Genomic DNA, 25,753 nt, shown 5'->3' on the forward strand with positions numbered 1-25,753 from the left:
TTCATACCATTTCTAAAAACACCCCCCGCCAAAAAAGAAGAATGATTGCATTTGCGGGTGAGGGCGAGGGGCAGAACGGCGAGGCTCTGCGAGCCGTGAGCGGAATTCATTTTAGAGTTAAGTGGCGATCCGAGCGTAAGAGAACATACCAAGCCACCACGCGCGCGGAGCGTGCGCTATTGGTTTTGAAAAAAGGTGCGGATTTGGTCGTAGAGGGTAACACGAATAATACTGTCAATACAGACAAATTAGGTCATATAAAATTCCTTGAAAACTTGGTCGTAGAGATCGATGACACGGCGGGCTTCGCGTTGATTGAGGAGGAATTCGGAGCCTTCGTGAGCCAATTTGTTACGTACTTTGTGAGCCTCCCAAGCAAAGTCGAGAGTATTGAAGTCGCTTTTCTCAACCGATTTGAGTTTGTCACCGATAGTTTCGCCCGGAAGATTTAATTTTTCCAAAAGTTCTGCAAGCATAATATCGGCTTCGATAATAGCCAAGCGCCAATCAGAAGGATGCTCCGACTCAATATGTTCTAAAACTTTTTTCCATTTATCCGCCATAGGATTGACTTCCTCTACCTGGCCATGAGCTAGAACTGAATCCCCTTCAGGAAAAAGCTTATTCTTCTGAGCTATCCAAATAGTACCCCTCATTTGGGAGAGGACAATAGCACCGAAAGCAAAAGCAGCTGATAGTGCATAAGAAATGACTCTGAGCGTAGGTAAAATACTTCTGAAACCTGTTTCCACCCCACCCAAAGGAAAACCAAAGAAAGAAAGGTTACCAGTAGTAAGAGCTCTATATAAACGCTCGATTATCATACCCGCGATAGCAAGAATAAAAACAAGTCCAATTAAAGTTTCTACATTACCACTTGGCTTCGGAGCAGGAGGTGCTGGTTTTTTATCAAATTTTTTAGCTTCAGCCATGTATAAAAATTTTCAATTTAGAATTTTCAATTTTCATTCAAGAATTTTTTGCCTATCTGAAAAAGCAGGCTTTCATCACCGTGGGATGCCATTAATTGTATGCCGAGAGGCAAATCTTTTCCATCTACTTTTGAGAAACCAGACGGGAGAGATATCGCTGGACAACCGACAATATTGGCGGTGACGGTAAAAATATCGGCTAAATATTCTTCTAGAGGCGAAGTCTTTTCCCCTATTTTCCAGGCTGGAGTGGGAGAAGTAGGAGTAAGGATAGCGTCGACATTTTTAAATACCTCTTCAAATTCCTGTTGTAAAATTTTACGAGCATACATCGCCTTACCGTAATATGAATCGTAATAGCCGGCTGAAAGTACATAAGTGCCCAGAATAATTCGCCTTCTGACTTCTGGGCCTAGGCCTTCTCCCCTACTCTTATTATAAACATCGAGTAAATCTTCACCTTCTTTCTGCAAACCGTAACGCATACCATCATAACGCGACATATTGGAAGAAATTTCAGCAAAATTCAAAATGTAGTAAATCGGCAATGCAAAATTGCTGTTTTTTAAATTTACATCAACAATCTCAAAACCTAAATCTTCTAATTTTTTGACACTTTCATTGAAATTATTTTTCACTTCTTCTGATACTCCTTCTTGTTCTAAAAGATGATAAGGCACTCCGACTTTAGTCCCGCGAAGCTTTAGCGAAGTGGGGTTTCCTTCTGAATCAATGCTTGTACTATCCATATCATCCTGCCCTTTCATTACATTAAACAAAATTTCAGCATCAGAAGTATTTTTTGCGATTGGACCAATGACATCAAAAGATGAAACAGCGGCCATAAGTCCATAACGAGAGACAGATCCATACGTCGGCTTCAAACCGACTACTCCGCAAAAAGAAGATGGTTGGCGAATAGAGCCTCCAGTGTCCGATCCTAAGGCTCCCAAAGCCATATCGGCCGCTATAGCCGCAGCCGAACCACCAGAAGTCCCTCCAGCTACCCTGCCATGATCGTAAGGGTTTTTAGTCACTCCAAAAGCGGAATTTTCAGTCGAACCGCCCATGGCAAATTCATCCATATTAGTACGGCCCAAAAACACTGCCCCCTGATCAATAATTTTCTGGACGGCTGTGGCAGTGTAAGTAGCTTTATAGTTTTCGAGCATCTTTGATGCGGCGCTCACCTTTCTATTTTTAATTAAAATATTATCTTTAATAGCCAGAGGAATGCCGGTGAGTTCTGTCGACTTGCCTGCATTGATAATTTCCTGAGCTTGTTCGGCCTGAAGAAACATATCATCGTAAACTTCTAAATAGGCATTCAATTCTCCGTTTTTCTCCTTGAGATTCTTTAAATAAAAATCCACGAGATCTTTCACGCTTAATTCTTTAGAATCAAGAAGTTCTCTGGCTTTTTTTATTGTCAGTTTAGAAAAATCCATTTTACAATATCTTTTTTACTTTCAAATAATTATTTTCACTCTCTGGAAATTCGGCAATCAGTTCTGAATTCTGTTTAAGAGAATTTGTAGGTAAAAGGTCATCCCTCATCACATTAAATACCGAACTAAGAATAATTTCCTGACCTATTTCTCCCGCTACCTCTTGTACTTGGCTGACATAATCGATAATAGGGTTTATTTCAGCCCTAAACTGTTCAAGCTCTGCTTCCCCCACCTCAATTCTAGCCAAATCAGCCAATTTTTTAATTTCTTCAGTTGAAATCATAGCTTAATAATATCATCGAAAGGCCCTTTGAAAAAATTTGCTTATTTTATGACTTTGTGGTAGAAAGATCATCAGGAGATGAAACATGCTCGGAGAAATCTTGAAAAAACAACGCACAGAGGAAAAGCTAGCGAGAGCTAGCATCCTCAAAGTGATCCGAATCACAAGTTCAATACCAAGTTCAGTGTTGGGACGATGGGAGGAAGAAGAAGACATCCCCACGAAAGAAATGATGCCGGCCATCGCTCAGGCCTACAAGCTAAATCTCGAGCTAGTAGTAAAAGCTCGAGAAGCGGATCTGAGGGAAAGGAATCGCTTCAAAGAAGTTCGGCGGCACAACGAGAAGATTCAGCGTCGGGCGGACAAAAATGGGGTGGACGCAGTGTCGAGCTTTGGATACAGTGGACACGGAGCACACATCGCGCGAGCACTACATTAGGTCGCGCAACCAGACACCAACGACCAGTCGGGGCCAGAATGCTGGCCCCGATTTTCTTTTTTAATTAAGAAGCTTGACGAACTCGATTTCAGTCAAGATGGGGACCCCTAGTTCTATCGCCCTATCATATTTACTTCCAGAATTTTCACCAGCGACAACAAAGTCAGTCTCTTTCGAAACCGAGCTAGAAACAGAACCGCCAAACGCCCTTACTTTCTCCTTTGCTTCATCTCTACTCATCCCATTCAATGTTCCAGTCAAAACAAAAGTTTTGTCAGAAAATTTCAAGTTTGTAGGCTGTAGTTTGGAGTTTGCAGACTGAATCGTGATCTGTTTCAGTAATTTATCCAAAATCTTCTGATTCTCTTTATCAGCAAACCACTGAACAATACTTTTAGCCACAATCGGCCCTATGCCACCTATTTCTTCTAATCTTTCCATCTTTACCTGTCCGAACGTATCATCCGGGCGGACTTCTTTTAATCTTTCAATACTTCCAAATTCTTGTGCCAGCAAATATGCTGTTTCCTCTCCCACTTGTGGAATGGAAAGGCTGATGATAAGCCGAGCAAGAGTGACATTTTTAGCTTTTTCTATGGCTTGAAGCAGGTTATCAACTGACTTTTCTGCAAATCTTTCTAAAGTCAACAGATCACCCTTTTTTAAAGTAAAAACGTCGGCATATTCAGAAATCATTTTTGCTTCAAAAAGAGCGTCTATTACTTTCGGACCCATGCCATCAATATCGAAGGCATGCTTACCCACAAAATGATAAAATCGTCGCTTAATTTGACTATAAGAATTTTTATTTTTACAACGCCAAGCAGCTTCACCTGGGATCCTCTCTATCTCTCCTCCATCTCCACATTCAGCAACTTTTTTAGGCCAAATAAATTCTCTTTCTTTACCTGTTCTCAATTCTGTAAGCACCGAAACAATATCGGGGATAACATCTCCCGCTTTTTGTAAAATAACTGTGTCCCCAATCCTCACATCCAACCTTTTTATTTCATCTTCATTGTGAAGCGTCGCTCGAGAAACAGTCGAGCCAGCGACGAGAACTGGCCGAAGATGAGCTACTGGAGTGAGGGTACCTTGCCTCCCAATTTGCAAAACAATATCTTCCACCACTGTTGTCACTTGCTCGGCAGCAAATTTGAAAGCGATACCAAAACGAGGTGCCTTGCCAGTATAGCCCAAGGCCTCCTGATATTTTTTTTGATTCACCTTTACCACTACCCCATCGATCAAATAATCTTGTTTATCTTTTTTCTTACCCCATTCTTTCCAATAACCAATCACCTCTTCTATATTTTTATAAACTTTAAAATTTTTATTGATATTAAATCCAAGTTCATCTAAAAGTTCCAATTCCTCTTCTTGAGTTTGAGGTTCTTGTTTCCTAAGGTCTCCCCTTAGGAAAATAGTGGCTATATCATAAACAAAAGCGGAAAGTTTTCTTTGCTCAACCATTTTAGGATCAAGTTGGCGCATAGTACCAGCGGCAACATTGCGAGGATTAGCATAAAGATCCTCTTCTCGTTTTTTCTGTAATTTATTTATTCTCTCAAACTGGCTTTTGGGTAAAAAAATCTCTCCTTCAGCTATTAAATCAACTGGCTCTTTTAAAGTAAGAGGTACGGATTTTATAGTACGCACATTGGAAGTGACGTCCTCCCCCACTTTACCATCACCCCTCGTAGCTCCGGTTACCAGAATACCTCTTTTGTATTCGAGTACTATTTTCAAACCATCTATTTTAAGTTCACAAGTATATTCAATATTAGCAAACCCTCCTTCGCTTTTCTTTTCAGTCAAGCTTCGACGGGCAAGGAAATTTTTCACTCTTTCATCAAAGGCTCGCATATCTTCTTCAGTGAAAGCGTCGTTGAAAGACCATTGAGAAACTTTATGAACTATCTTTTTAAACTGTTCTACTGGTTTACCCCCCACTTTCTCTGTCGGACTATCTTTAGTTCTTAGAGCAGGATACTCCTCTTCCAGCCTACGTAATTCTTCCAAAAGAGAGTCATAAGCTGAATCTTCTATTTCTGGCTTATCCAAAACATAATAGAGGTGGTTATGTTTCTCTATTATTTTACGCAAGCTTTCTCCCCTCTCTTTTATTTCTCTAGAAACTGCCATAATTTAGAATGATAATAACAGATACAAAGTCTATTTTATAGGTACGAAAACACCCCGTTTCCGGGGTATCTTCGCGACATTTGTACGGAGAAACTATTGTTAATCCGCACTCACACATACAATCTAGCATAACTTAGATTTTTATGCAAATTACGGGTTACGACCAGCTCTTATTTCAGAGATAAAATACTCGCCTTTTTCTTTAAAAGTAGGGTCGATTTCGATCACTTTTTGTATTTCTAATATAGCTTCTGGCCTCCTACCTGCTTGCAGGTACATACCAGCGAGAGTGAGGTAATTCTGGGTATTGGTAGGATTTTTTTCAATCCTTTCACTTATAACAAGGGCCGCTTCATTGTACTTACCAAGCTGATAAAGAACACTGACATACCGATCATCGTTTACCAGTTTGTCGTGTGGAAAATTTTTCAAAAGCTCATCTGCAAGAATAGTATCCCGAACAAGGATGGCCCCAAGAGCATAGGTGAACCTTGCTTCATCATAAGAAGTCTCTAGCTCATAGGCTTTCTTAAAATCGGCGACAGCTTCTTCAGTTTTACCTGATTGCAGAAGCTCACTACCTCTTTCTATGTATAAAGATTGCTTTCTTGGAGAAAATTTTATCGCCTCATCAAGTTCTGGAATAGATTTGTCGTAAAGGCCGAAACGAGAAAGGAACATGGCATAGAAGAGCCTGTGGCGAACACTAAAAGGAAAACTTTCTAGATGGTTCATAAAAGCAGCATCAACCGCGTCGAAAACTTCTTGTCGAAACTCTGGGCTGGACTGTGCATTATTTATAGCATTTAGTGCAGAATTAGGAACATGCTCGAGAGCTTCGGCTGTACCCATATGATAATCCTGGAGAGGTTTGGTAAAAATTTTAGCATCGACAACTGTTTGAGAGTTGCTTACTTTTAAAGCATCAATGATTTGTTTGTTTTGTTGCCACGGAACGTAGTTTACGAAATACAAAGCGACTATAGACAAAATGACAATTAAAGAATCGCTGATGGGCCTCATCCCAACAGAATTCAATTTGTCCCAAAAGATATTAGTGGTTAGACCTTGATTTAAAGGCAGTGATTTCACAAAAAGATAGTGCGCGTAAGAGAGGATAGTAAAGAACATGATGTAACTACCTATCTGATCAAAAATAAACAAATTGTAAAAGAGATAAGCAAATAGAAGACCATATAAAAGGCCTTTCTCTTCTTTTGAAGCATCGCTTGATCTTCTCAAAGAATAGAGTAGGGCAACAAACATGAGGAGATAGGAAATAATACCTAGAGCTCCAGCGTTCACCGTCCAATCCAGGATGATATTGTGAGTACGGTCAAACCATGGCTCTTGACCATACATCCTCGGATCATAATTTTTATTAAAAACGGAGCTGAAACCTTCCTGACCCCAACCTAAAATAGGATTCTCTTTAAAACCTTCGATGGCCATAGGCCAGACAAAGTAACGACCTTGATTCTTTATTTCATCGAAAGAAATGCTCCCAAATCTTTGTAGCACCATATTATCTTTCACGAAAGAAGTGTTCCTAACACTCCAAAAAATACCACTACCGACGACAAGAACGGAGACAAAAGCTAAAGCTGCTTTTCTTATGACTTCCCCTCTATTCGCTTTAATGGCCATGTAAACGAAAGCGATAAAAGCCCCTCCCAAAAGTCCCAACACTGCACCTCTAGTGGCAGTAAAGTAGAGAACGACTATATCGACGAGAGCGGTGAGGCCAATCAAATATTTCTGGGATTTCGATCGAGGTTGAAAGAAAAGCATAGCAGCAAGGAAAATATTGAACACCATGTAGATACCGAGGTAAGCAGAATTACCGAAAGTACCATCGACTCTAAAACCACCCTGATTGATAGTAATTTTACCCGCAAGTTGAAGGAAGGAGTAAAAGGCCATAATGGCACTGGCGCCAACATTTACAGCAAAAAATTTATTCCAGATTTCTTTAGTTTTAAAAACCGAGATCAAAACTAGGAACAAAGCAAAGTGGTGAGCTAAAGCTATAAATCCTTCCATTCTCTCGTAGTTGGACCAGAAGGCTTTGTAAGAATCGAGGGCAAATATGTCAGCTACTAAAACCACAAGCATAAATACTGCAACAGATTTGAGCACCCAAGAAGCGCGTGGCCTATATTCAGGATTACGGATCGCGAGAGACAACCAAAGAGCAAACACTATTTCTACTAAAACTCTATAGAGAAAGGCTTTACCAGTGATGAATGGAAAAAGAAGTGATTCAGCAACAACGAAAGGAATAAACGGAACCAGAAAAAGGCCTGCGTAAATAAGGTTCTTCAAGACTCTGTTCATAGACATGGCCACAATATTAGCATATATTTAGAAAATGAAAAAATGGCTTTATAGCCTGCTCCGAAAGAGCGAATCCTATACCAAGACTGATATGGTGTACCTCGCGGAGGGAGGGTTTTGGCTTACTGTAGGTCAAGCGGTAGCCTCTGGAGCCGCTCTCCTCATCTCCATCGCTTTTGCCAACTTATTACCACCAGAAACTTACGGTATCTATCGATATATCATTTCCATAGGAAGCCTCATCCTCATCACTACTTTGACCGGAGTAGACGCGGCTGTCACCCAGTCAGTCGCCAGAGGTTACGAAGGGGCCCTTCCTATCGGGGTAAAAATAAAAATGAAGTGGGGCTGTATCGGCACGCTTGTGGCTCTCGCCATAGGAGTGTACTACTTCTTGCAGGGTAACTCGACACTAGCTATTTCGTTTGGTGTGGTATCCCTTTTTATGCCGTTCTCAGAAAGCTTCGATGTTTACAATGCATTTCTAACTGGCAAGAAACTTTTCGGCATTCAAACTATTTATGGCATCATTAGGAAAATCGTCTATATCGTAGCAATAGTCGGCACCCTGTTTTTGACAGACAATGTTTATACTATTATTTCTGTCTACTTCCTTTCTCTAACTATACCCGCACTTATTTTTTTGTTCATCACTTACAAAAAATATAAGGCTAACGATAGTAGGGATACTGATATGGTATCTTTCGGCAAAAATCTAAGCATCGTCCATCTACTCAGCTTAGTGGCAATGGAGCTAGATAAGATTTTGGTATTTCAATATGTCGGAGCAGTAGACCTCGCTGTATATGCTCTGGCTATTGCCCCAGCAGATCAAATAAAGGGCTTATTTAAAAATGTAAACGCCTTAGCTATGCCCCAGTTTGCGCAAAGAAATGTGGAGGAGATAAAAGCAGCTATCCGGAAAAAATTGAAAATACTTTTTCTAGCAGTCAGTTCGATCGTTTTTGTCTACATCCTACTAGCTTCTCCATTTTTTGAGATATTTTTCCCGAAATATTTAGCTTCCGTTCCTTACTCGCAAGTTTTAGCCCTGTCTGTTATTCCAGTGGTAGTGACAGGACTCCTCTATACCATACTCGAAGCCCAGAAAGCCCAGAAAGAACTTTATCAACACAGCATATACAGCAATGTTCTAAACTTAGTTATATTATTTCCCCTAGTATATTACTTCGGCATTTGGGGAGCAGTAGGAGCTCGATTCGTTACCAGAGTATTTGCTCTTGGACTAACCACCTTTCTTGTGAGAAAGTTGCCAGAATAATAAGCTAAAAACTAGCGCATACGACTCATCCTGAACTGAATCCTGCGGATCAACTCTAATAGTGAATTAATTTGCTGTCTTATATTTTGTATCCTAAGTTCATTTGCGGCCGCAGGGGTAAGAGAGGCAAGCGCGACAGAGGGAGCCACCACCCTAGAACCACCCCCACCCCCTCCACCACCAGAAGAACCGCCACTTGAACTAGTACCATTAGTCACAGCAGTAGCTGAAGTCGAAGTATCAAAAGTGAAAGTAGTCCCAGCTACAGCCGCGGTACAAGTGATAATGATATCGTCTTCAGTACAAGTAACAGAAGCGGACGAACCAAGAGCACCTTTGAGCGCTTCCACTATGGTTTTGAGGGTCCCTGTTCTGTGCGTGTAAGTATAAGCAGTCGAATCGATAGTTATAGAGTAAATATAATCCACAGCAATACCTGAAGGAGTAAAGGTGACTACCCTAGCCACAGGGATGACACCAGTAGTGTTGACAGTAGTCAGAGTAATGGCAGAACCAGCCGAAAGAGAGGCCGTGATGACTTCGGCAGTATCTTCTGTATCAGTAGTAGTGAAGCTAGCCGTAGCAGATGAACCACCCACAGTAAGAGAACCATGACCAGTGTCAGAAACATTGGTCAAAGACCTAAGAACGGCTGCAATTTGAGCCGCACTTCTAGCTGTCCCCGCGCCGCCAGTAGCCGTAGCTCGAGAAACCCCAGCCACATTGTTATTACAGTTAATTTCATCTGTGTCGTCACCAGCATCAGAAAAAGTGACAACACAAAGACCGATAGTGAGAGTGACTCCGTTAGCCGGAAGAGAAGTTACTGTAATGGTCCTAGTGGCTTTCACTTCTTCCACATTAGCCGTTGTTTCCGCACCACTTATTACAGGCGCAGCTAGAGCTGTCCTGTTTCCAATAATTACGAACAAGAAACAAAAAGTAAACAGACTAACAAGAGTAACTGATTTAAAATTTATCTTCATCATGAATTCTTAATTATAAAGTAACGAATTTTTCTACATTCTTATTATAAGGCATCTAAATTGAGCTCATAGTCAAGATGTGTATAACTTTAGAGGCTATACACATGCAAATTTTCAAAACTGGCTTCTTTTTTAATATTTTTAATGATATTAATTTTCCAATCCGGATCAGTTTCAGTATCCCAGACGATGTAATCTAGGCGAAAAGCCGCTTTTTTGCCTAGATGAAGGTCTCGAAGTGCCACTTCTGTATTATAGCCCCTGCGTTCTGTAGATAGAATATAGGTGCCGCCAAAGTATGACTCTAATACACGATTAGACGTATATATTGTCATCAACTCAGACATCGGAAGGTTCGACATAACAACTGAGCCCTTGGGTGTATTCTTATTGAGCCAATCAAAAACCTGTGCAAAATCTTGTTCATTGACTGCCTCTGCTTTGTTGTTCAGATAGGAAGAATACTGAATAAATGAAGCGGAAGTTATAGAAAGTAAAATTAAAAAAGTACCGAATACCCGCGATATATTTTTTGAAAGAAAACCATCGGACCATTTAGCACACACGTACATCAAAATAATGAAAAACATTGGAGTATTAAAATACCAATGATAGTGACCGCTTTGAACTGAGAGGCCCGTAATAACCTGCTGATTTACATCTACCAATGTGGCGATGAATAAACCGATTAACAGATAATCTTCACTTACTAATATTTTTTTTCGTTTTAAATACCAAATATATACGACCAATACAAAAACCCAAGCAATACTTATTATTGGGCGGTGAGAAGCAACATCATAAATTCCAGCTAGATCCTTCAAAAACGGGCTGGCTTTGACTGCTAAAATTTCTAATATTGCCCTTGAGCCGAGAACGAGGCTGCTAAATGTCACAAAAAGTATCTTCCAGGATATCTGACGAAGATGTTTAATGAAAAAAAATGTCATAGCCGTACAAACATTTGCAGCTAGAATAAATGTCCAACTATAGAAATAAAAATAGAAAGATGCACTGAATAATAAAGCCATGAAAATATACCACTTATTTTTCTGAGACTGGACAGCCGACACTAATAGATGAACATAGGGAAAAAAGACAATCGAAGAAAACTCTGGATTTACAGCGCGAGCAAAAAGAGAAAATTGTGAATAAGCGGTCTTATCCAATCTAAATAGGTGGGAAATGTCTGGTATGGATAATAGTGTATTACCCAAAAGTACGAGTGATGCACCCGTCAGAGACCAAATTTTATTTTTCGTTAGTCTATATAATAAAAAGTAGACAAGTAAAAATACAATACCAGGAAATAAAAATTTATAAATTAGATTAAGGGTATCGACCGGTATACCTAATACAACACCAGGAATCGCGATTAGGCTTTCTGAAAATGTATAATAAATATTTGGTAAGTTTTTATCTTCAAAATAATATGGGTTACTGACTCCAGTACCATTGTAAAGTTGCTGCATTCGTGTCACATAATAGGTTTCGCCATCAGACTTCATCATTGGTATCCCCTTATACTCTGTCCCGAGTGAGTTCACGAAGAATAACTGTGGGAAAATCATGATAAAGCCAGTCACTATAGCCAAAACAAAAGCTAAATGATGTTTTTTAAGCACATTTTTCATGTGAGAATAGAAACCATATATTATTTTTTACGAGCAATAATGACGATTCCCGTACCAAACGGAAGTGAAATAATAGGAATAAGAAGTGACTCGATAAAAACAGCGCCATAAAAAAGTCTGTTAAGCCAAGGGGACATATTGAAAGAACTAGATCCGCTAAAACCAAATATGCGGGTTATGGCTGCTGGAATAAATAATAAAGTATTCCAATAGCTCGAATATTCTATTTCAAATCCAGCGTTACTAAGAAGCTTTTGCATTCTTTTTCGTGTATACCTACGAAAATGATGGTATTCGATGTCATGGACACCCCAAAGCCACTGGTATGCCGGAACTGTGATGATGACTCGACCGTCTTTTACTAAATTAGTATATAGAGAAGCAACCAAGTTTTTATCGTCTTCCACATGCTCTACGACATCAAAAAGAGAGATCAAGGAAAATTTACTGGAAGATAAAGCTTCCTCACCTGTATTAAAAACTTTCTTATATCCACGACTTAAGCAAAAATTTCTAGCTTCACCGTCTAGTTCATATGCATTTACAATACCGTATCGACTCAACATATTGAACATACCGCCAAAACCAGATCCCCAATCAAGTATTAGTTCGTCTTTTTTATCATTTAGAAACTTTTCTAAAACATTTCTCACGACAGTTTCCCTGCCTCTATACCACCAAGAATCTTCCATGTCATGGAGTACTTTGTATGCCTCTTTTTTCATCGTTTATTCTTTATTAAGACGTATCCTGATTCTAATCATTGTAATAATAGCAGAAAATCCATCACGAACAAGATGCAACTTTGTTTTTCTATCTTTATACCGGAACTCTTCCCATAATACAGGTACCTCCAATATTCTGAGGCCATTCTTGCTAGATAAAGCCAGAAATTCCATATCAAAAAACCAAGAATTTTCTTTGCATTTTTTAAATATATCGATTCCTCTTCTATTCATTATTTTCAAACCACATTGAGTATCTTGGATATCCAAACCTAAAATTATCCTCTGAATAAAATTAAACACCTCAGAAGAAAGAGTGCGCAGAAAACTGCGATGGGTTTGGGTTTTATCCATCAAGCGCGAACCGATAACAATATCGCATTCCCCTTTTTTCAGAGCATCAAGCATCGTAAATATAGCCTCTGGATCAGCCGACAAATCAGCATCGATAAACCCAAAAAAATTAGCCTCCGACTCCATAGCCACGCTTCGTATAGCCACCCCTTTGCCTTTCTCTTTTATAGAGAAAACTTTTACTTTTGAGAAACCTGCATTTTTTACTTTTTCTGCAGTCTTATCAGTAGAAGCATTGTCGGCAACTACTATCTCCCAATCCAATTCATTTCCTATTTTAGAAAGAGCTTCCGAAAGGATTGTTAAAGTTTCCTCAATAATAGCCTCCTCATTATAAACTGGTACAACAATCGTTATTTTCATAGTATTATTCTACTTTGAATATTATAAACTCACTATTTTCAAATGCTCTGACCAAAAAAGCATACTTATCCAAATCCTTCCCAAAACTTTTACCCAAAATAACATAGTCTACCTGGTATGTCTTGAGTGTTTTCTCGAATCCTATGTTTTTGAATTTTAAAAATTTATCCATAATTCTTTTTATATCTGCTTCCGGCATGAGAGTATTTGCGGGGTATTTGCGGCCAGTTATAAGTTCCAAAATTTTCCTGCGGCTTTCTTTACTGCCATATGGGTCCAGGAATTTATTGCCGAGAACTATATTGTTATATTTTTTCACATACTCAGCATCGATATCACTCCAATAATTTTGAATGATCCATCTATTCTCCATCTCCTCATCGGAAAGGAGGTACATACTGGCATAGCCATTTGAATAATTATTGCCCCGTGTGTAAATGGGCACCAGCTCGGCTATATTCTCTCCCAAAGCATAAATTACTGCTTCTGTCTGAGTATTTTCATTAATCCAAGCAAAAACAGGGGCAAGCTTTTGCTCTTTGGCAATGTCAACGGGATTTATGATATGTCTGAAAGCGAGAAGAAAATCGTCTCTCTGTTTGTATATGATAGCCAAGAGGAAAGCTGAAATTAGTAAGGAAGCTGCTAGTTTTTTATAATTATATTTCAAAATTATAGCCAAAATTAAAAATGTGAGAAAAATGATTATGGGGTAATAATGGGAGGAAAATTGTAACACCCTACCAGTTATAACATTCTGCCAATTTGTAATTACTCCAGTAGAAATTAATGCATAACAAAAAAGAAGTTCTCTTTTTTCCTTAATATCCGAGCGGAAAATAAATAAGATGAAAAGGGTAAATAAAATAAGAGTCACATTTAAAAAAGTTCCTGGGTAATGCGTGAGTACTAAGCCTGTGCGCAAAGTTGCAGCATTAAAATGGGGGTTATTAGCTACTTTTAAGATATTTAATAGGTAAGGAAACAGTGAGATAACTGAAATTAGAGCAAAAATTCCACAGTTTTTAATCCAATAGACCCATTCCTTCTCTTTCAAAGCCATCATGAACAAACTTACTAAATATAAAACGAGGATGGTCGTCCAATAAAATGGATAGGTGTAAACGAGGAGACTAAATACTAAGCCCAGTAAAAGATTCAACCAAACTAACACTTTCAATTCATGTCTCTGGGAAATTATCTTCCAAACCAGGAAAACTGCCAGAGCAAAAAATACAAAACTAAATTGCGGGTTGATCGGTCGGTTGAAAGAAGAGAGAAAAATAAAGTAAAAAAGAAAAGAAGAAGAATTGGAAAGGATTTTATTTTTTGTGAGAGAGAAAAAGAGAGCATAAAGCATAATGACGCCAAAAAATGGCAGCAGGAAATCGTTCAGAACAGCCGCTGCGGGAACGGAGAGACCTAGTATCTTGGCTTCCCAGGCAGGTAAATTCTCGAAAAGTAGAGACTGTATGGGGAGATCGCCTTTATGTTCTTTGATAAAAGCATTACCGGAACTCCCATTCCCTTCGTAAACTTCTTTTGTAATACCAAGATAAAATGATTCATCACCACTAAACATAGGGTAGATACCACTGAAATCATCCCCCAATCTCATTATAGAAACTACACTTGGAAGAACTATCAAAAGCCCCACAATCAGGGCAGGTATGATGACAAACCAATGATTTTTTATTACCCCTTTTGCCCAATTTAAAATTGACATAAAAACAAAATGCTAGAGTAAATTTAACCTCAACATTATCATGTCCTTTATAGTGTTCAGAACTACTTTTGGTTTTGTACCACCTGCAATCCCGCTTCTCCTCTCATAATGGACCACCGGAAACTGTGCAATTTTATACCCCAATTTTTTGGCTTTTAGAATTAGCTCAGCATCTATAAAACCTCCTTTAGAACTACTGCATATATCTATCGAATCTAAAACACTTTTTTTAAAAATTTTCATGGAGCAATTAATGTCTTTAAAATTAACAAAAAATAAAATGTTTATTAAAAAGTTATGAAGATTAGATTGAAATACACGAAACTTTGATACTGCTTTTTTAATAGCGTATCCGGCTATAACATCGTTTGTCTTGAGTAAATTTAAATAAGGCTCAAAATCCCAAATATTATATTGATTATCACCATCTGTATACATAACATATTCATATCTTGCAGTATTAAATCCTTCTTTCATGGTAGCTGTGATTCCTTGATTTTTATTGTGATGAACAACTCTGATATGAGGAAATTTTGTCGCCAAGTCGTCTGCGACTTGTCCCGTACTGTCTGGACTACAATCTTCTATTATCACAATCTCAAATTTTTCCGTATTTTTTTCTAAAAAATTAAAAACTTGTGGAATCAATTCTGGTAGATTAAGTTCATCATGATAAGCTGGACAAAAAAATGATACTGACTTTAGCTTTTCATTTTTTTTAGAAGCTTGTTCCATATAATTCAAAAGAGTGTGCTAACTGTTATTTATTTTCAAAAGATCCTTGTAATAAGCTTCCCCTTCCCATTCTTTGACCTTTTTCTCCGGATATTTGTATTCAGCATTATTTTCGCAAACAAAATAAAGATGCGGCGCAAGCCTAGCAATGATTCTATCTAGCAAAGGAGATTTGAAGATGTAAGGCCGAGCAAATTTTACCTTCCAGCCAGCTCTTTCGATAGTTAATTTCAAACTGTGGTAATTAAAAAAATTTATGTGGTTGGAAGCAAGCATTCCCCTCCAAAATTTAAGATGGGTAAGAAAATAAAACATCGGGATCACCGGCACTCCAAGTATTAGACTAGTGTTTGAGCTCGACAGAGTTTTTAATTTAACTAAAAAAGCATGGGGCGAAAGTAGATGTTCAAACAAATTATTGGCCCAAACGACATCAAATTTAGTTTCTATATTTAGTTTAACTATTTCTTCAGCGTTACCTTTTATTATATTAAGCTGATTCCTAGAGCCAAAAGAAACTTCCTCAGAAGTAGAAGTGACACCCATACTACCCGGGCCAAAATGTCGCAGATACTGCCCGAAACCGCAACCTATATCTAAAACCTGCTTTTGCCTTAAATTATGCTGATTTAAAATATTACCAAAAGTTATCGAGCCTTTAACTGTATCGAACATTGCTTTGATTGAGTCGCTTTCCATAATTTAAAGTTATTTGATCAAAAAAATATTGTAACCGCTGACCTGATTACTCTTGGACTTACCTGTTAGCTTATCGACCAAGCGTGCCAACTTCAGAAAAATATCATATTTACAGAGTGGCGACAATTTGATCCACGTTTCCACTGCCCCCCGAAGAGGCTCGATTTCTATTGTTTGAAAACCTTTAAACATGAACCTAATGGCATCTTTGGTAAATCGCCAATAATCACCGTAGTTACCCTCTTCAATATGATAGTAGTAAAGAAAAGGCACGTAGACGAAGGCATAGCCGCCAGGCTTCAAAACTCTTTTTATTTCAATAGCAGCTTGTATCGGATTTTCCACGTGCTCAAGCACTGCGGCACAAATAATAGCGTCAAAGGAAACATCAGCAAAAGGCATTTTATGAATATCGCCGACAATATCAGGATTATATTTGGCGACATAATCCATTATTTTATAATCGACATTTTTTAAGTAAGGAATGATCCACGCTCTATCCGGATCAAACCGATTGTTCCTTTTTAGATCAATCCGCAAACCACCTCCAATATCAAGAATAGTCTTTTTTTCGGTAAAAATTTTGGTGATTTTTTCTTTAAAAAAGAGGTCCCACTTGGTCATTCGGCTAGTATATCATGTCTTGTAGACTGGGATATATTAGATATCTCTTGCAAAATATTCTGAGCTCTTTTAGTCCAAGAGTATTTTTGGACGTCTTGAAAAGCTTTTTCAACCGCTTTTACGCTTAATTCCGAATTCTCTATTACTTTTTTTATAACTTCAGCAAAAGACTCTGGATTGTCAGCTTCCGCAAAAAAACAATTTTTTTCATTCAACACTTCTCGCATCGATGGTAAGTCAGAAACAATAATCGGCTTCTTACTTGCCATGTATTCAAACAATTTGAGCGGAGAAGTGTAAGAAGAAGAAATGTTTGAATATTGAGAATTTGGTATTACTACTACATCAGCGGCTGCATTGTACAGAGGCATCATATTCCTTTCTTGGAAAGGGTGAATCACTATATTGGAATAACTACCAAAATTTTTTTTGAATTCGTCAATCTGTGGAGAAACTCCACCGACAAAAACAAAAGTGTATTCTGGTAATTTTTTAGCCGCCTCTGCTAAAGTGCCAACTCCCTTCCACTTATATAAGTGCCCGGTATAAACAATGGTCTTCTTGTCTAGTTGTAAACCGAGTTTGGTCCTCGCTTCCTCTTGAGTTAAAGCAATTTTAAATTCATTCAGATCGACCCCACTTGGAGCAATATGAATTTTCTCTGTCGGGACCCCGAAACCAATAAGAATATTTTTTATATTTTGGTTTAATACGAAAAAGAGCTTTGGTTTTTTGATGAGAAATTTGAATAAGAATTTGGAAGTGGGTATTTCGTGTAACTCCAAACAAACAAAATTTTTCCTAGAAAAAATAGTGGGAATCAAAAAATCACGTGTATATACTATATATCCCTCGACAACGATTTTGCGAAAAAAAAGAGAACATAAGAAAGAAATTATATCTACCCAGTAAAATAACTTGCCAAAAACAAAGAACGGACCTAAAAGATCAATGCTTTTTACTCTATTTATCCTAAATTTTTCCTCTATTTTATAATACTTGAAAGGGTCTTCTCTTATCTCACTATGTTTTCGCTCTGGAATGATAAGTTCCACATCCGCGCTCGCTCGCCCGAACTCCTCGCACATTTTCATGATGGCATAAGCTTGAGCTCTGGGAGAAGGAATCCTTACATTAGTTATGTATTTTATTTTTAGCATTTACATTTTTATAATACTCCTCGATCACATCTAGACCTTTCTCTTCTTCTTTGGTATTTGATTTTTCTGTTTTGTGGATATATCCGCGCTCTCCTTCCAAGCAGTACTTACTCATACGATAATATGGAGACATTCCTTTGATTCTTGGCTGGAGCCCTTTTTCATCAATAAGACGCTGTAAAGGAAAAATAACAGAATTCCATTCACTTAAGTCTGCTAAAGAATCAAAACTACTAGTCTCTCCCACTCTCGTCATTTTAGTTTCAGACAAATCAAATTTTCCACCCATATAATCTAGCATTTCTCGAGTATAAAATTCGAATGACCCACGCAGTGAGAGTTTTTTAGGTAAATGAAGCCATTGTCGGAGTCGCCTTTGAGCATTGCCAGTCGTATTTGTAATAATTAACCAATCATTTTGTGGCAAAATATCCATATATACCTCATTTGTCAAAATAAAATTGTCGTCGTGAGTAAAGAGAAATTTATCGTATTTTTTATAATCATACTTTTCAAGCCATTGATTTGAACACCCTAAATCACCTATCGTATTCGGATGAAGTTCATATTTCCAACCCAAAGCCTCGATTTCAGGCACAGTAGCGACCTTTCGATACATCAGGCGGTCATACAATTCTCGCCGACTAAATCCTAAATTTTTGAGGAGTTCTATTTTTTCTTTCTCTGAATAAGAGGGGTCTCTGTGAGAAATGACAAAGAGATCTACCTCCCAACCTTCAGGAATTTTCTGCTCTGCTATTTGTTCATAAAATGTTACAGGAAAATGCCAACCACTAGCAACTACCGCTAATCTTTTCATACTTTTTTAATCATTGACAATGAGGGGAACTTTTCATCTATTACTTCGTAGGGCACTTTTGTATCAGTTATTTTCGGAAAACCATATTTTACCATCCATGGGATTTCATTCCGTTCTCCTCCCGCCCCTCCTTCAAAAAGGACAATCGCGCCAAGATCAACACGATCTTTCACTGCCTCGTACAAACTTTCTATAGTGTCGCCATGGTTTGATACATCCACATGAAGAAGGTCAAAATCTTCCGGCTGTTTCAACCACTCCTTAAAATCCTTTTTTGATAAAGTAATATAACTTGAAAGACCGTAGCGATCTATATTTGCTTGTGTTTCAGGGATCGTCGAGTGATTGTAGGGGTAATCTTCAAAAAGATCGTTAGCATAAATATGTCCTTCACCGATCTCGTCGAGTGCCATGGCCATGGCTATAGAAGAATAACCATAAAGGACACCGAACTCGACGATTTTTTTGGGTTTGTATTTCAAAACCAAATCATAAAAAGTGTGCCCAATATCGTTTTCTCTGTACGAGGATTTTACGTCAACTGGATTTTTGTATTGCATTTGATTTTATTAAAACATAGAACTTACAAATCCACAAATCTTTCTCACATCTTCCACTGTCACACCATGATGTAACGGTAGAAAAAGATACTCATTCTCAAGCCTATCCATATTAGGTAAATCAGCTTTGCCTCCAAAGACAGTATATTTATCATTCCTATAATGATGCGTACCAGAGCTTACACCATTTTCTTTTAGAAACTTTATAAGCTCATCTCTTTTCTTTGAATACACTGTGGCAAGCCAAATGTGAGCCTGGATGCCATTTTTTCTATACTCTTCTACAAGTTTTTTGCGATGATGAATTATTCTATCTATTGATTGTAAATTACCTCTACCTATGGAGGCCGTTATATCACTCATATGGTATTTATAACCAGCTTCTACAATATCAGTATCGCCAATTTTTTGTTTCAGCTCTCTATTATAACCAAACCAACGTAATCGCTTGGCTTTATCACACAAATTTTTATCCTTACAAACTAAAAAACCTCCGTCGCCTGAAGTAAGTGTTTTTATAGCTTGCAAAGAAACACAGGTAAAATCGGCCTTACCCCAAAAATCGGAACCTACAGCCTGCGCCGCATCTTCTATTAAAATTAAATTCTTCTCTTTGGCAAGTTCTACTAGTTCTTTGAGTCCCCTATTGTTACCACCAAAATGTACGAAAACTATGGCTTTGGTTTTAGAAGTTATTTTACTCCTGACATCATCAACACTCATATTCAAATCATCTCCAACATCAGCAAAAACAATTTTCGCCTTACGATGGAGGAGAGGTAAATTGGTAGCAACAGCTGTCATGACTGGAGTAACGACTTCATCCCCCTCTCCTATATCCGCAAGCTCGTAAGCGAGCTCTAAAGCTGAAGTGCCAGAATTGAGAGCAACAATATTTTCACAATTTAATTGATCTGCAAACTTTTCTCCAAACTCTTTTTCAAAAGCTTTCACTTGTGGCCCCTCACCGATATATGCTCCATGATTAGATTTGAAGAGTAAAATACAAACATTCCAAATGGAACGGAGTGAGATATATGATTTAAACAGACCTATTTTTCTCATCTACTTAATAATTTTGAATTCTGGGAGAGGCACTATGAACTTTGATTTCAGACCCTTTGCCTTCCAATTCTTTATAATATAGTCCGCGAAATGCCAAGCGAGGATAAGCACATAATCGGGCTGCTCTTTGAGTAAGATTTCATTGCTCACAATTGGATTATGCGTCCCAGGCATGTATTTCCCCACTTTTTCAGTTCCTGGTAATTGAGCGATGTAAGGCAAAAGCGTTTTATCAAGACCAAAATAATTTACAACTACCACCCCTCTCGTCGGGCAGGAGTCGGCCACAATTTTCTTACCTTCTTTTTTGGACTTGATAGCCAGTTCAAGAAACTGATGTTTGCTTTTATTTACTTTTTCTCTAAATTTTGCCCAAGCTTTCGGGTTAAATAACCCTGCTTTTTCTTCAGCTTGAAGTAGTTTTTTCACATTCGGGCTAATTTTGTGTTTGCCTTTAAATCCAGCATAAACCTTGATGCTGCCTTCGCGAGTCTTCACTCTCCTAGCATCGAAAACTTCCATTCCATAATATGGGAAGAGCTTTACTAAAGATTTAAGGCTATAAATGCGAACATGTTCATGATATATCTGATCAAATTGATTACCCTCAAACACATCGAGAAGATACTGGCTCTCAGTAACGACCGCGCCATCCTTATGAAGAAGAGCTTTCAGTCCCCGCATTACTCCACCTAGGCTCGCAACATGAGCAAAGACATTGGTAAATGTAATAATTTCCGCTCGCCCATATTTTTTCACCACATCTTTAGCAACTGCTTCATTAAAAAAAGCTTGAATTGTATTAATTTTATTTTCCTTTCGAGCTGTCTTCGCCATATTAGTAGGCTCAATTCCTAATGTTTTCATCCCTTGCTCGCGAAAATTAGTAAGGAGTGTCCCATCGTTCGACCCTACATCGACACAGAAAGAGCCTTTCTTTAATTTAAGGTCTTTTGTAATGTCTTCAGTGAGAAGCTTTAAATGCTCACAGAGCGGCTTAGATATGCCAGTTCGATATACATAGTTAGTAGTAGAGAAAAGAAGTTTAGGATGAACAACATGGTCGAGCTGTCCCAGGCCTGATTCTGGACATATCATGAGACGCAGAGAATACATAGTTTCCGGTTGATTAAGACCTTCGTCAGTTAACAAAGCTCCGGCACTAGGCTGAAAACCAAGATCGATTGCCTCAAAAAGATTTTTTGACCCGCTGATCTGACAACGGTCCAGTTTACCCACGATAACATCGTGATTTGGCTTTTTCATGCCCAATATTTATAGCAGGAATTTAGGCTTAGGGCAAGATATAAAAGAAAAGAGAATTTTTTCAGTATTCTATTTCATCAAGGATTTTAATGGAGTCAACACCAGTCGAAACAGGCGATTTAATACTCTGCCTTCGGGGTAGAAGTGAGCATCATTTTCTTTCTTTCTTTCTTGGAGGCCAGTGAGAGTGCCCTTGATTACCTCTTCCAAACTTACTTTGGGGGAAAAGCCTATAGATTTGATTTTATCACTATTGATAGTATAGACTTGTTGATTAATTGTGTTTTCTTTATTTATTTTAACCCGAGCTTTCAGCCCATTCTTTTCAATCTCTTCAACTACATCTTCAAGATTGGTATTAAAAGAAGTTAAGTTGTAAGCCTGTCCTTTCATTTTACTAATATTTTCCATGGCAAAAATAATCGCGGCCGCTTCATCATTGAGAGCTAAATATGTTTTTGGATTTTTTAAAGCACTTTCAAAAAGAGTAGTGGTAATGCCATAAATAGATCGGATGCAGAGCATATTAATGATTGTTTCGTAGCGAAAGGCAGGGTTATATCCTACGAGAGTCGCAGAGCGCAAAGCGCAAGTATTAAAATTCTCGTCATCAAGCTGGAGGATAGCCTTCTCCGCTTCGTATTTCGATATGCCGTAAGTCGAGAGAGGTTCTTTTGGAGCATCTTCTTTTAAATCTTCTCCTCTGCTATACATACTGACTGTTGATTGATAAATAAAAGTTTTGACCCCATGCTTTTTACAAACTTCCGCAATCTTAATTGCTGCAGTTTGATTTACTATAGTACACTCTATATCTTTCCCTTCTCTGTTAGTGGAAAAGGCATCTACTATCGCGGCTAAGTGAATTACCACATCAGGTTTATATTCAACGAGTACTTTTTCAAATTTTTCATAATCCCTTATATCAGCACTCTCCCAGGCAGTCATCTCCACATTGGGGAATAAATTTAGGAGAGGAGTGACATTCTCCAATTTACTTTTGGAGAGGTTGTCGTGTATTATTATTTTCGATTGGGGATATTTCCTAGCGAGCATCTTGACCGCGCTATATCCTACATACCCCGCCCCACCAGTTACTAATATATTCATACAAGATAATAGTAACATAAATATACCATTAAAACTATAAAATACGCTGGTGTTTGTTGTATTGACAATGTAATTACATCATATATACTTGAGTTCATTAGCATTTTACACAAAACAAATGAACTCCACTTTAAGCATTAGGATTAATAAAAAAATAAAAAAAGAGGCTATGAATGTTTTCAGTAAACTTGGCCTTGATATTTCTTCTGGAGTAAAAATATTTCTTAATCAGGTAATTAACACTCGTTCTATCCCCTTCGAACCCAAAATGCATTATACGATGACTCCAAAACAAGAAAGATGGGTGATCAGACAAGTGAAAGAAGCAAAGAAGAATAGTAAAAGATACACAAGTATAGAAGAGTTACATAGAGATATTTTGGGTGAATAAATGCTTAGTGTATTTAGAACAAAAGCATATAGAAAAGCTATCAAAAAATATTCTGGATCTGGGAATTTTAATATTGAAAAAGTCGAATCTGTAATTAAAACTATTCAAAAAGGAGAAAAATTAGACAAAAAATACAGGAACCATGATTTAACAGGAAAGTACAGAGGAATAATGGAATGTCATATCAAACCAGATCTATTACTTCTTTATAAAATTGAGAAAGAAAATCTAATATTAATTTTGTTGAACTTAGGCAGTCACTCTGATTTGTTTGGGTAGTAGAGCCATATTTCATTAAGTAAATGCCTGGGCTTGACTTTTATACATAAAGTATGCTATAATAACCAAGGAGGTAGCCCAATGATATTGCGTGTTGGAAGTGTAGTGAAGTTCGTCTACAATCCAAGGAACGGCGAGCGGATCACCGACGTCCACTTGGACGGGGAAAATGTGGAGCTGTCATACGGCACCCAGCTTCATTTTCACAATGGTTTGGATGTGAGACAGCCTGGGGTAGGTAGCAGTAAGATGTGGGTGCCAATCCCCGAAAACCTGAGGAAGGTGACCTATACGAAAAAAGATGACCAAGTCGGCTTCATACCGATCGAGGAACCGGGGACATTCTTTCCGGTTCTGAAAATCGCCGGCGGACTAGCCACGATCATCTCCCTTCCTGAATAACACTCAACACGGGCCGGTCCTTCGGGACCGGTCTATTCTTTTATACATATGTTATGATAATAAAAAATTATGTGTGGCATTGCTGGATATATTGGAAATGGAGGCAATAAAGACAAACTAAAGGCAATGGCCAAAGCGTTAGAGAGGCGTGGGCCAGATGATGAGGGGTTTTATGAGACAAGTAGTGAAGGAAAAAAGGTAGGCTTCGCTTTCAGACGACTTTCTATAATAGATGTAGCAGGAGGTCACCAGCCTATTTCAAACGAAAATGGTGATGTGTGGGTGATGTTAAATGGTGAAATTTATGACTTCAAGCCTCTGCGAGAAAAACTATTAAATTTGGGGCACCAATTTAAAACTCAATCAGACACAGAAGTTATCGTTCACGCTTACGAAGAGTGGAGTGAAGAATGTTTTAAAAAATTGGACGGGATGTTCGCCATCGCTATTTGGGACTCGAAAAAGCAAAAGTTGACTCTAGCTCGCGATAGGCTTGGTAAAAAACCTCTTTATTACACTATTCAAAAAAATACCGGGGAAAGTACAATGTGGTTTGCTTCTGAACTAAAAGCCCTGATTGCGGTGGGTGCTTTCAAAAAAGAAATTGATCCTGAGTCTTTGAATTTATATTTCAGGACTGAAGCCGTGCCGACCCCTAAAACCATCTTTAAAGAAGTTTATAAATTAGAGCCAGCCACCTCTCTTTCTTTTGTTGATGGGAAAATAACGAAAAATAAATTCTGGAACTACCCGACAGAAACCATAGAAAACTTAGGCGCAGAAAATGTAGTAGAAGAATTAGGAAAAAGGATAGATGAAAGTGTAAGAAAAAGATTGGTTTCTGACGTACCTCTAGGGCTTTTCCTTTCAGGAGGGCTTGATTCAGCGATAGTGGCAGAAAGCGCAAGTAGACAACACCCAGGGCTAGAAGCTTTCACCCTAGGATTTGAAGACAAAACTTATGACGAAACAGAGAATGCCAAAATAATAGCAAAAACTTTGGGTCTCAAACATCATATTGAGATTCTTTCAGAAGAAAAAGCTCTGGCCGTTTTAGAAGACGCAATAAATTTACTTGATGAGCCACTCGCTGACCCATCTATTTTACCCCAACTTCTACTTTCAAAATTTACTAGAGAAAATGTGACTGTCGCTCTCTCTGGAGATGGAGGCGACGAACTACTCCTCGGTTACCAACACATCCCCGCTCATATATGGAGAGAGAGATTGGATTTTCTGCCAGGAGCTTTTTGGAATATGAGTAAGAAAATTTTAAACACAGTGCCATCGGGAAGTGGCTATTTTAGTTTGGGGTTCAAAACTCAAAGACTTGCTCGCGGGCTTGATTTGGAAAACCGTCTTGAAAGAGATGCGACATGGCGAGGCGCATTTGATCAAGAAACTTTACAAAAGTTACTAAAGATGACCTTTGGGCTACCGCACCAAGGGTCATCTTTAGTAACTAACGAAGCTGAAAATATTTTAAAAGCTTACGCATCTGAAACTTCAAATCCTGAGAGTTGGTCAGCATGGAGCTGGGCATATTTAAGAACATTCCTCATGGACGACGTATTGGTGAAAGTAGATAGAGCAACCATGTGGCACTCTCTCGAAGCCCGCGCCCCACTCTTGGATACGAATGTTGTATCTTTTCTTTTGAGTTTACCCGATGAATACAAATTAGGAAAATACAGAGACAAAAGATTATTTAAAGAAATACTAAAGAAAAGATTGCCTGAATCTATTTTGAACGCCTCCAAACATGGCTTCGGTGTCCCTATTTCTAAATGGCTAAATGGGGTTCTAAAAAATAAATTGCTAGAAGTTTCTGACCCAGAATTTCTAAAAAAACAAAATTTATTTGATTCTTCAGCAATAGCAAAATTAATAAAAGAGCATGCCGCAGGTGGTAAAGATCGCCGCAAAGAACTTTGGGCCTTTTTATGTTTCCAAATGTGGTACATTAGATGGCACATAAAATAAAA

25 protein-coding genes are annotated in these 25,753 nt (G+C 38.3%); 6 read left to right on the plus strand and 19 right to left on the minus strand.

Features of this window, described 5'->3' with window-relative positions:
• Window positions 1–248: 248 nt before the first annotated feature.
• From VJH67_02700 to gatC, 3 genes are read right to left on the minus strand one after another with little or no spacing between them, the layout of a single operon-like run.
• On the minus strand, window positions 249–932 hold the full coding sequence (locus tag VJH67_02700; protein HEY4516071.1) for a hypothetical protein: 684 nt from the start codon (window positions 930–932) through the stop codon (window positions 249–251).
• A gap of 26 nt (window positions 933–958) precedes the next feature.
• Window positions 959–2,380, minus strand: coding sequence for an Asp-tRNA(Asn)/Glu-tRNA(Gln) amidotransferase subunit GatA (gene gatA, locus VJH67_02705; GenBank protein HEY4516072.1), 1,422 nt, complete (start codon window positions 2,378–2,380; stop codon window positions 959–961).
• 1 nt (window position 2,381) lies between these two features.
• Entirely contained in the window at window positions 2,382–2,666 is a 285-nt protein-coding gene (gene gatC, locus VJH67_02710) for an Asp-tRNA(Asn)/Glu-tRNA(Gln) amidotransferase subunit GatC (protein ID HEY4516073.1), read from the minus strand.
• Window positions 2,667–2,751: 85 nt separating this feature from the next.
• On the opposite strand from gatC, the gene VJH67_02715 reads away from it, so the two are divergent.
• Complete coding sequence (locus VJH67_02715; protein ID HEY4516074.1) at window positions 2,752–3,105, plus strand: hypothetical protein; 354 nt, start codon at window positions 2,752–2,754, stop codon at window positions 3,103–3,105.
• 60 nt (window positions 3,106–3,165) lie between these two features.
• Here VJH67_02715 and ligA read toward each other — a convergent pair whose 3' ends face one another.
• Both ligA and VJH67_02725 read right to left on the minus strand, forming a co-directional pair.
• Window positions 3,166–5,250, minus strand: coding sequence for an NAD-dependent DNA ligase LigA (ligA, locus tag VJH67_02720; GenBank protein HEY4516075.1), 2,085 nt, complete (start codon window positions 5,248–5,250; stop codon window positions 3,166–3,168).
• A gap of 150 nt (window positions 5,251–5,400) precedes the next feature.
• Window positions 5,401–7,593, minus strand: coding sequence for an O-antigen ligase family protein (locus VJH67_02725; GenBank protein ID HEY4516076.1), 2,193 nt, complete (start codon window positions 7,591–7,593; stop codon window positions 5,401–5,403).
• A gap of 28 nt (window positions 7,594–7,621) precedes the next feature.
• Here VJH67_02725 and VJH67_02730 point away from each other — a divergent pair, with 28 nt between their 5' ends.
• Entirely contained in the window at window positions 7,622–8,869 is a 1,248-nt protein-coding gene (locus VJH67_02730; GenBank protein HEY4516077.1) for an oligosaccharide flippase family protein, read from the plus strand.
• 11 nt (window positions 8,870–8,880) lie between these two features.
• Here the strand turns inward: VJH67_02730 and VJH67_02735 are convergent, their stop codons facing one another.
• The 14 genes from VJH67_02735 to VJH67_02800 form a co-directional block, all read right to left on the minus strand.
• Window positions 8,881–9,858, minus strand: a complete 978-nt coding sequence (locus VJH67_02735) for a hypothetical protein (protein HEY4516078.1) — start codon at window positions 9,856–9,858, stop codon at window positions 8,881–8,883.
• Between the two features lie 86 nt (window positions 9,859–9,944).
• Entirely contained in the window at window positions 9,945–11,489 is a 1,545-nt protein-coding gene (locus VJH67_02740) for a hypothetical protein (GenBank protein HEY4516079.1), read from the minus strand.
• Window positions 11,490–11,509: 20 nt separating this feature from the next.
• On the minus strand, window positions 11,510–12,214 hold the full coding sequence (locus tag VJH67_02745; protein HEY4516080.1) for a class I SAM-dependent methyltransferase: 705 nt from the start codon (window positions 12,212–12,214) through the stop codon (window positions 11,510–11,512).
• A 3-nt stretch (window positions 12,215–12,217) separates the two neighbouring features.
• Window positions 12,218–12,931: a glycosyltransferase gene (locus VJH67_02750; GenBank protein HEY4516081.1), complete on the minus strand. Its 714-nt coding sequence runs from the start codon at window positions 12,929–12,931 to the stop codon at window positions 12,218–12,220.
• Between the two features lie 4 nt (window positions 12,932–12,935).
• Window positions 12,936–14,657 (minus strand): hypothetical protein, encoded by a 1,722-nt coding sequence (locus tag VJH67_02755; GenBank protein ID HEY4516082.1) that lies wholly within the window; start codon window positions 14,655–14,657, stop codon window positions 12,936–12,938.
• Between the two features lie 12 nt (window positions 14,658–14,669).
• Window positions 14,670–15,392, minus strand: coding sequence for a glycosyltransferase family 2 protein (locus VJH67_02760; protein HEY4516083.1), 723 nt, complete (start codon window positions 15,390–15,392; stop codon window positions 14,670–14,672).
• Between the two features lie 18 nt (window positions 15,393–15,410).
• Window positions 15,411–16,091 (minus strand): methyltransferase domain-containing protein, encoded by a 681-nt coding sequence (locus VJH67_02765; GenBank protein HEY4516084.1) that lies wholly within the window; start codon window positions 16,089–16,091, stop codon window positions 15,411–15,413.
• A 9-nt stretch (window positions 16,092–16,100) separates the two neighbouring features.
• On the minus strand, window positions 16,101–16,715 hold the full coding sequence (locus tag VJH67_02770; GenBank protein HEY4516085.1) for a class I SAM-dependent methyltransferase: 615 nt from the start codon (window positions 16,713–16,715) through the stop codon (window positions 16,101–16,103).
• Complete coding sequence (locus tag VJH67_02775) at window positions 16,712–17,875, minus strand: glycosyltransferase family 4 protein (protein ID HEY4516086.1); 1,164 nt, start codon at window positions 17,873–17,875, stop codon at window positions 16,712–16,714. Before VJH67_02775 ends, VJH67_02770 begins: the two co-directional genes overlap by 4 nt.
• Entirely contained in the window at window positions 17,850–18,695 is an 846-nt protein-coding gene (locus VJH67_02780; protein ID HEY4516087.1) for a hypothetical protein, read from the minus strand. The genes VJH67_02775 and VJH67_02780 overlap by 26 nt, the downstream gene beginning before the upstream one ends.
• On the minus strand, window positions 18,692–19,255 hold the full coding sequence (locus VJH67_02785; protein ID HEY4516088.1) for a class I SAM-dependent methyltransferase: 564 nt from the start codon (window positions 19,253–19,255) through the stop codon (window positions 18,692–18,694). The genes VJH67_02780 and VJH67_02785 overlap by 4 nt, the downstream gene beginning before the upstream one ends.
• 9 nt (window positions 19,256–19,264) lie before the next feature.
• The gene (locus VJH67_02790; GenBank protein ID HEY4516089.1) at window positions 19,265–20,320 is read right to left on the minus strand and encodes a DegT/DnrJ/EryC1/StrS family aminotransferase; all 1,056 of its coding nucleotides are present in this window, start codon (window positions 20,318–20,320) and stop codon (window positions 19,265–19,267) included.
• On the minus strand, window positions 20,321–21,586 hold the full coding sequence (locus VJH67_02795; GenBank protein HEY4516090.1) for a class I SAM-dependent methyltransferase: 1,266 nt from the start codon (window positions 21,584–21,586) through the stop codon (window positions 20,321–20,323).
• A 69-nt stretch (window positions 21,587–21,655) separates the two neighbouring features.
• Window positions 21,656–22,696 carry an NAD(P)-dependent oxidoreductase gene (locus tag VJH67_02800; GenBank protein ID HEY4516091.1) on the minus strand — a complete coding sequence of 347 codons (1,041 nt, stop codon included), beginning with the start codon at window positions 22,694–22,696 and terminating at the stop codon, window positions 21,656–21,658.
• 118 nt (window positions 22,697–22,814) lie between these two features.
• Here VJH67_02800 and VJH67_02805 point away from each other — a divergent pair, with 118 nt between their 5' ends.
• The 4 genes from VJH67_02805 to asnB all read left to right on the plus strand — a co-directional run bounded on the left by VJH67_02805 (window position 22,815) and on the right by asnB (window position 25,751).
• Window positions 22,815–23,087, plus strand: coding sequence for a type II toxin-antitoxin system RelB/DinJ family antitoxin (locus VJH67_02805; protein HEY4516092.1), 273 nt, complete (start codon window positions 22,815–22,817; stop codon window positions 23,085–23,087).
• A complete protein-coding gene (locus VJH67_02810; GenBank protein HEY4516093.1) occupies window positions 23,088–23,366 on the plus strand; it encodes a type II toxin-antitoxin system YafQ family toxin in 279 nt (92 codons plus the stop codon).
• Between the two features lie 81 nt (window positions 23,367–23,447).
• Entirely contained in the window at window positions 23,448–23,768 is a 321-nt protein-coding gene (locus VJH67_02815) for a hypothetical protein (GenBank protein ID HEY4516094.1), read from the plus strand.
• Between the two features lie 69 nt (window positions 23,769–23,837).
• Window positions 23,838–25,751: an asparagine synthase (glutamine-hydrolyzing) gene (gene asnB, locus VJH67_02820; GenBank protein HEY4516095.1), complete on the plus strand. Its 1,914-nt coding sequence runs from the start codon at window positions 23,838–23,840 to the stop codon at window positions 25,749–25,751.
• Window positions 25,752–25,753 lie beyond the last annotated feature (2 nt).

Source organism: Candidatus Paceibacterota bacterium (genome assembly GCA_036517255.1).
Classification (GTDB): Bacteria; Patescibacteriota; Minisyncoccia; order Phycocordibacterales; family WO2-35-19; genus DATDXE01.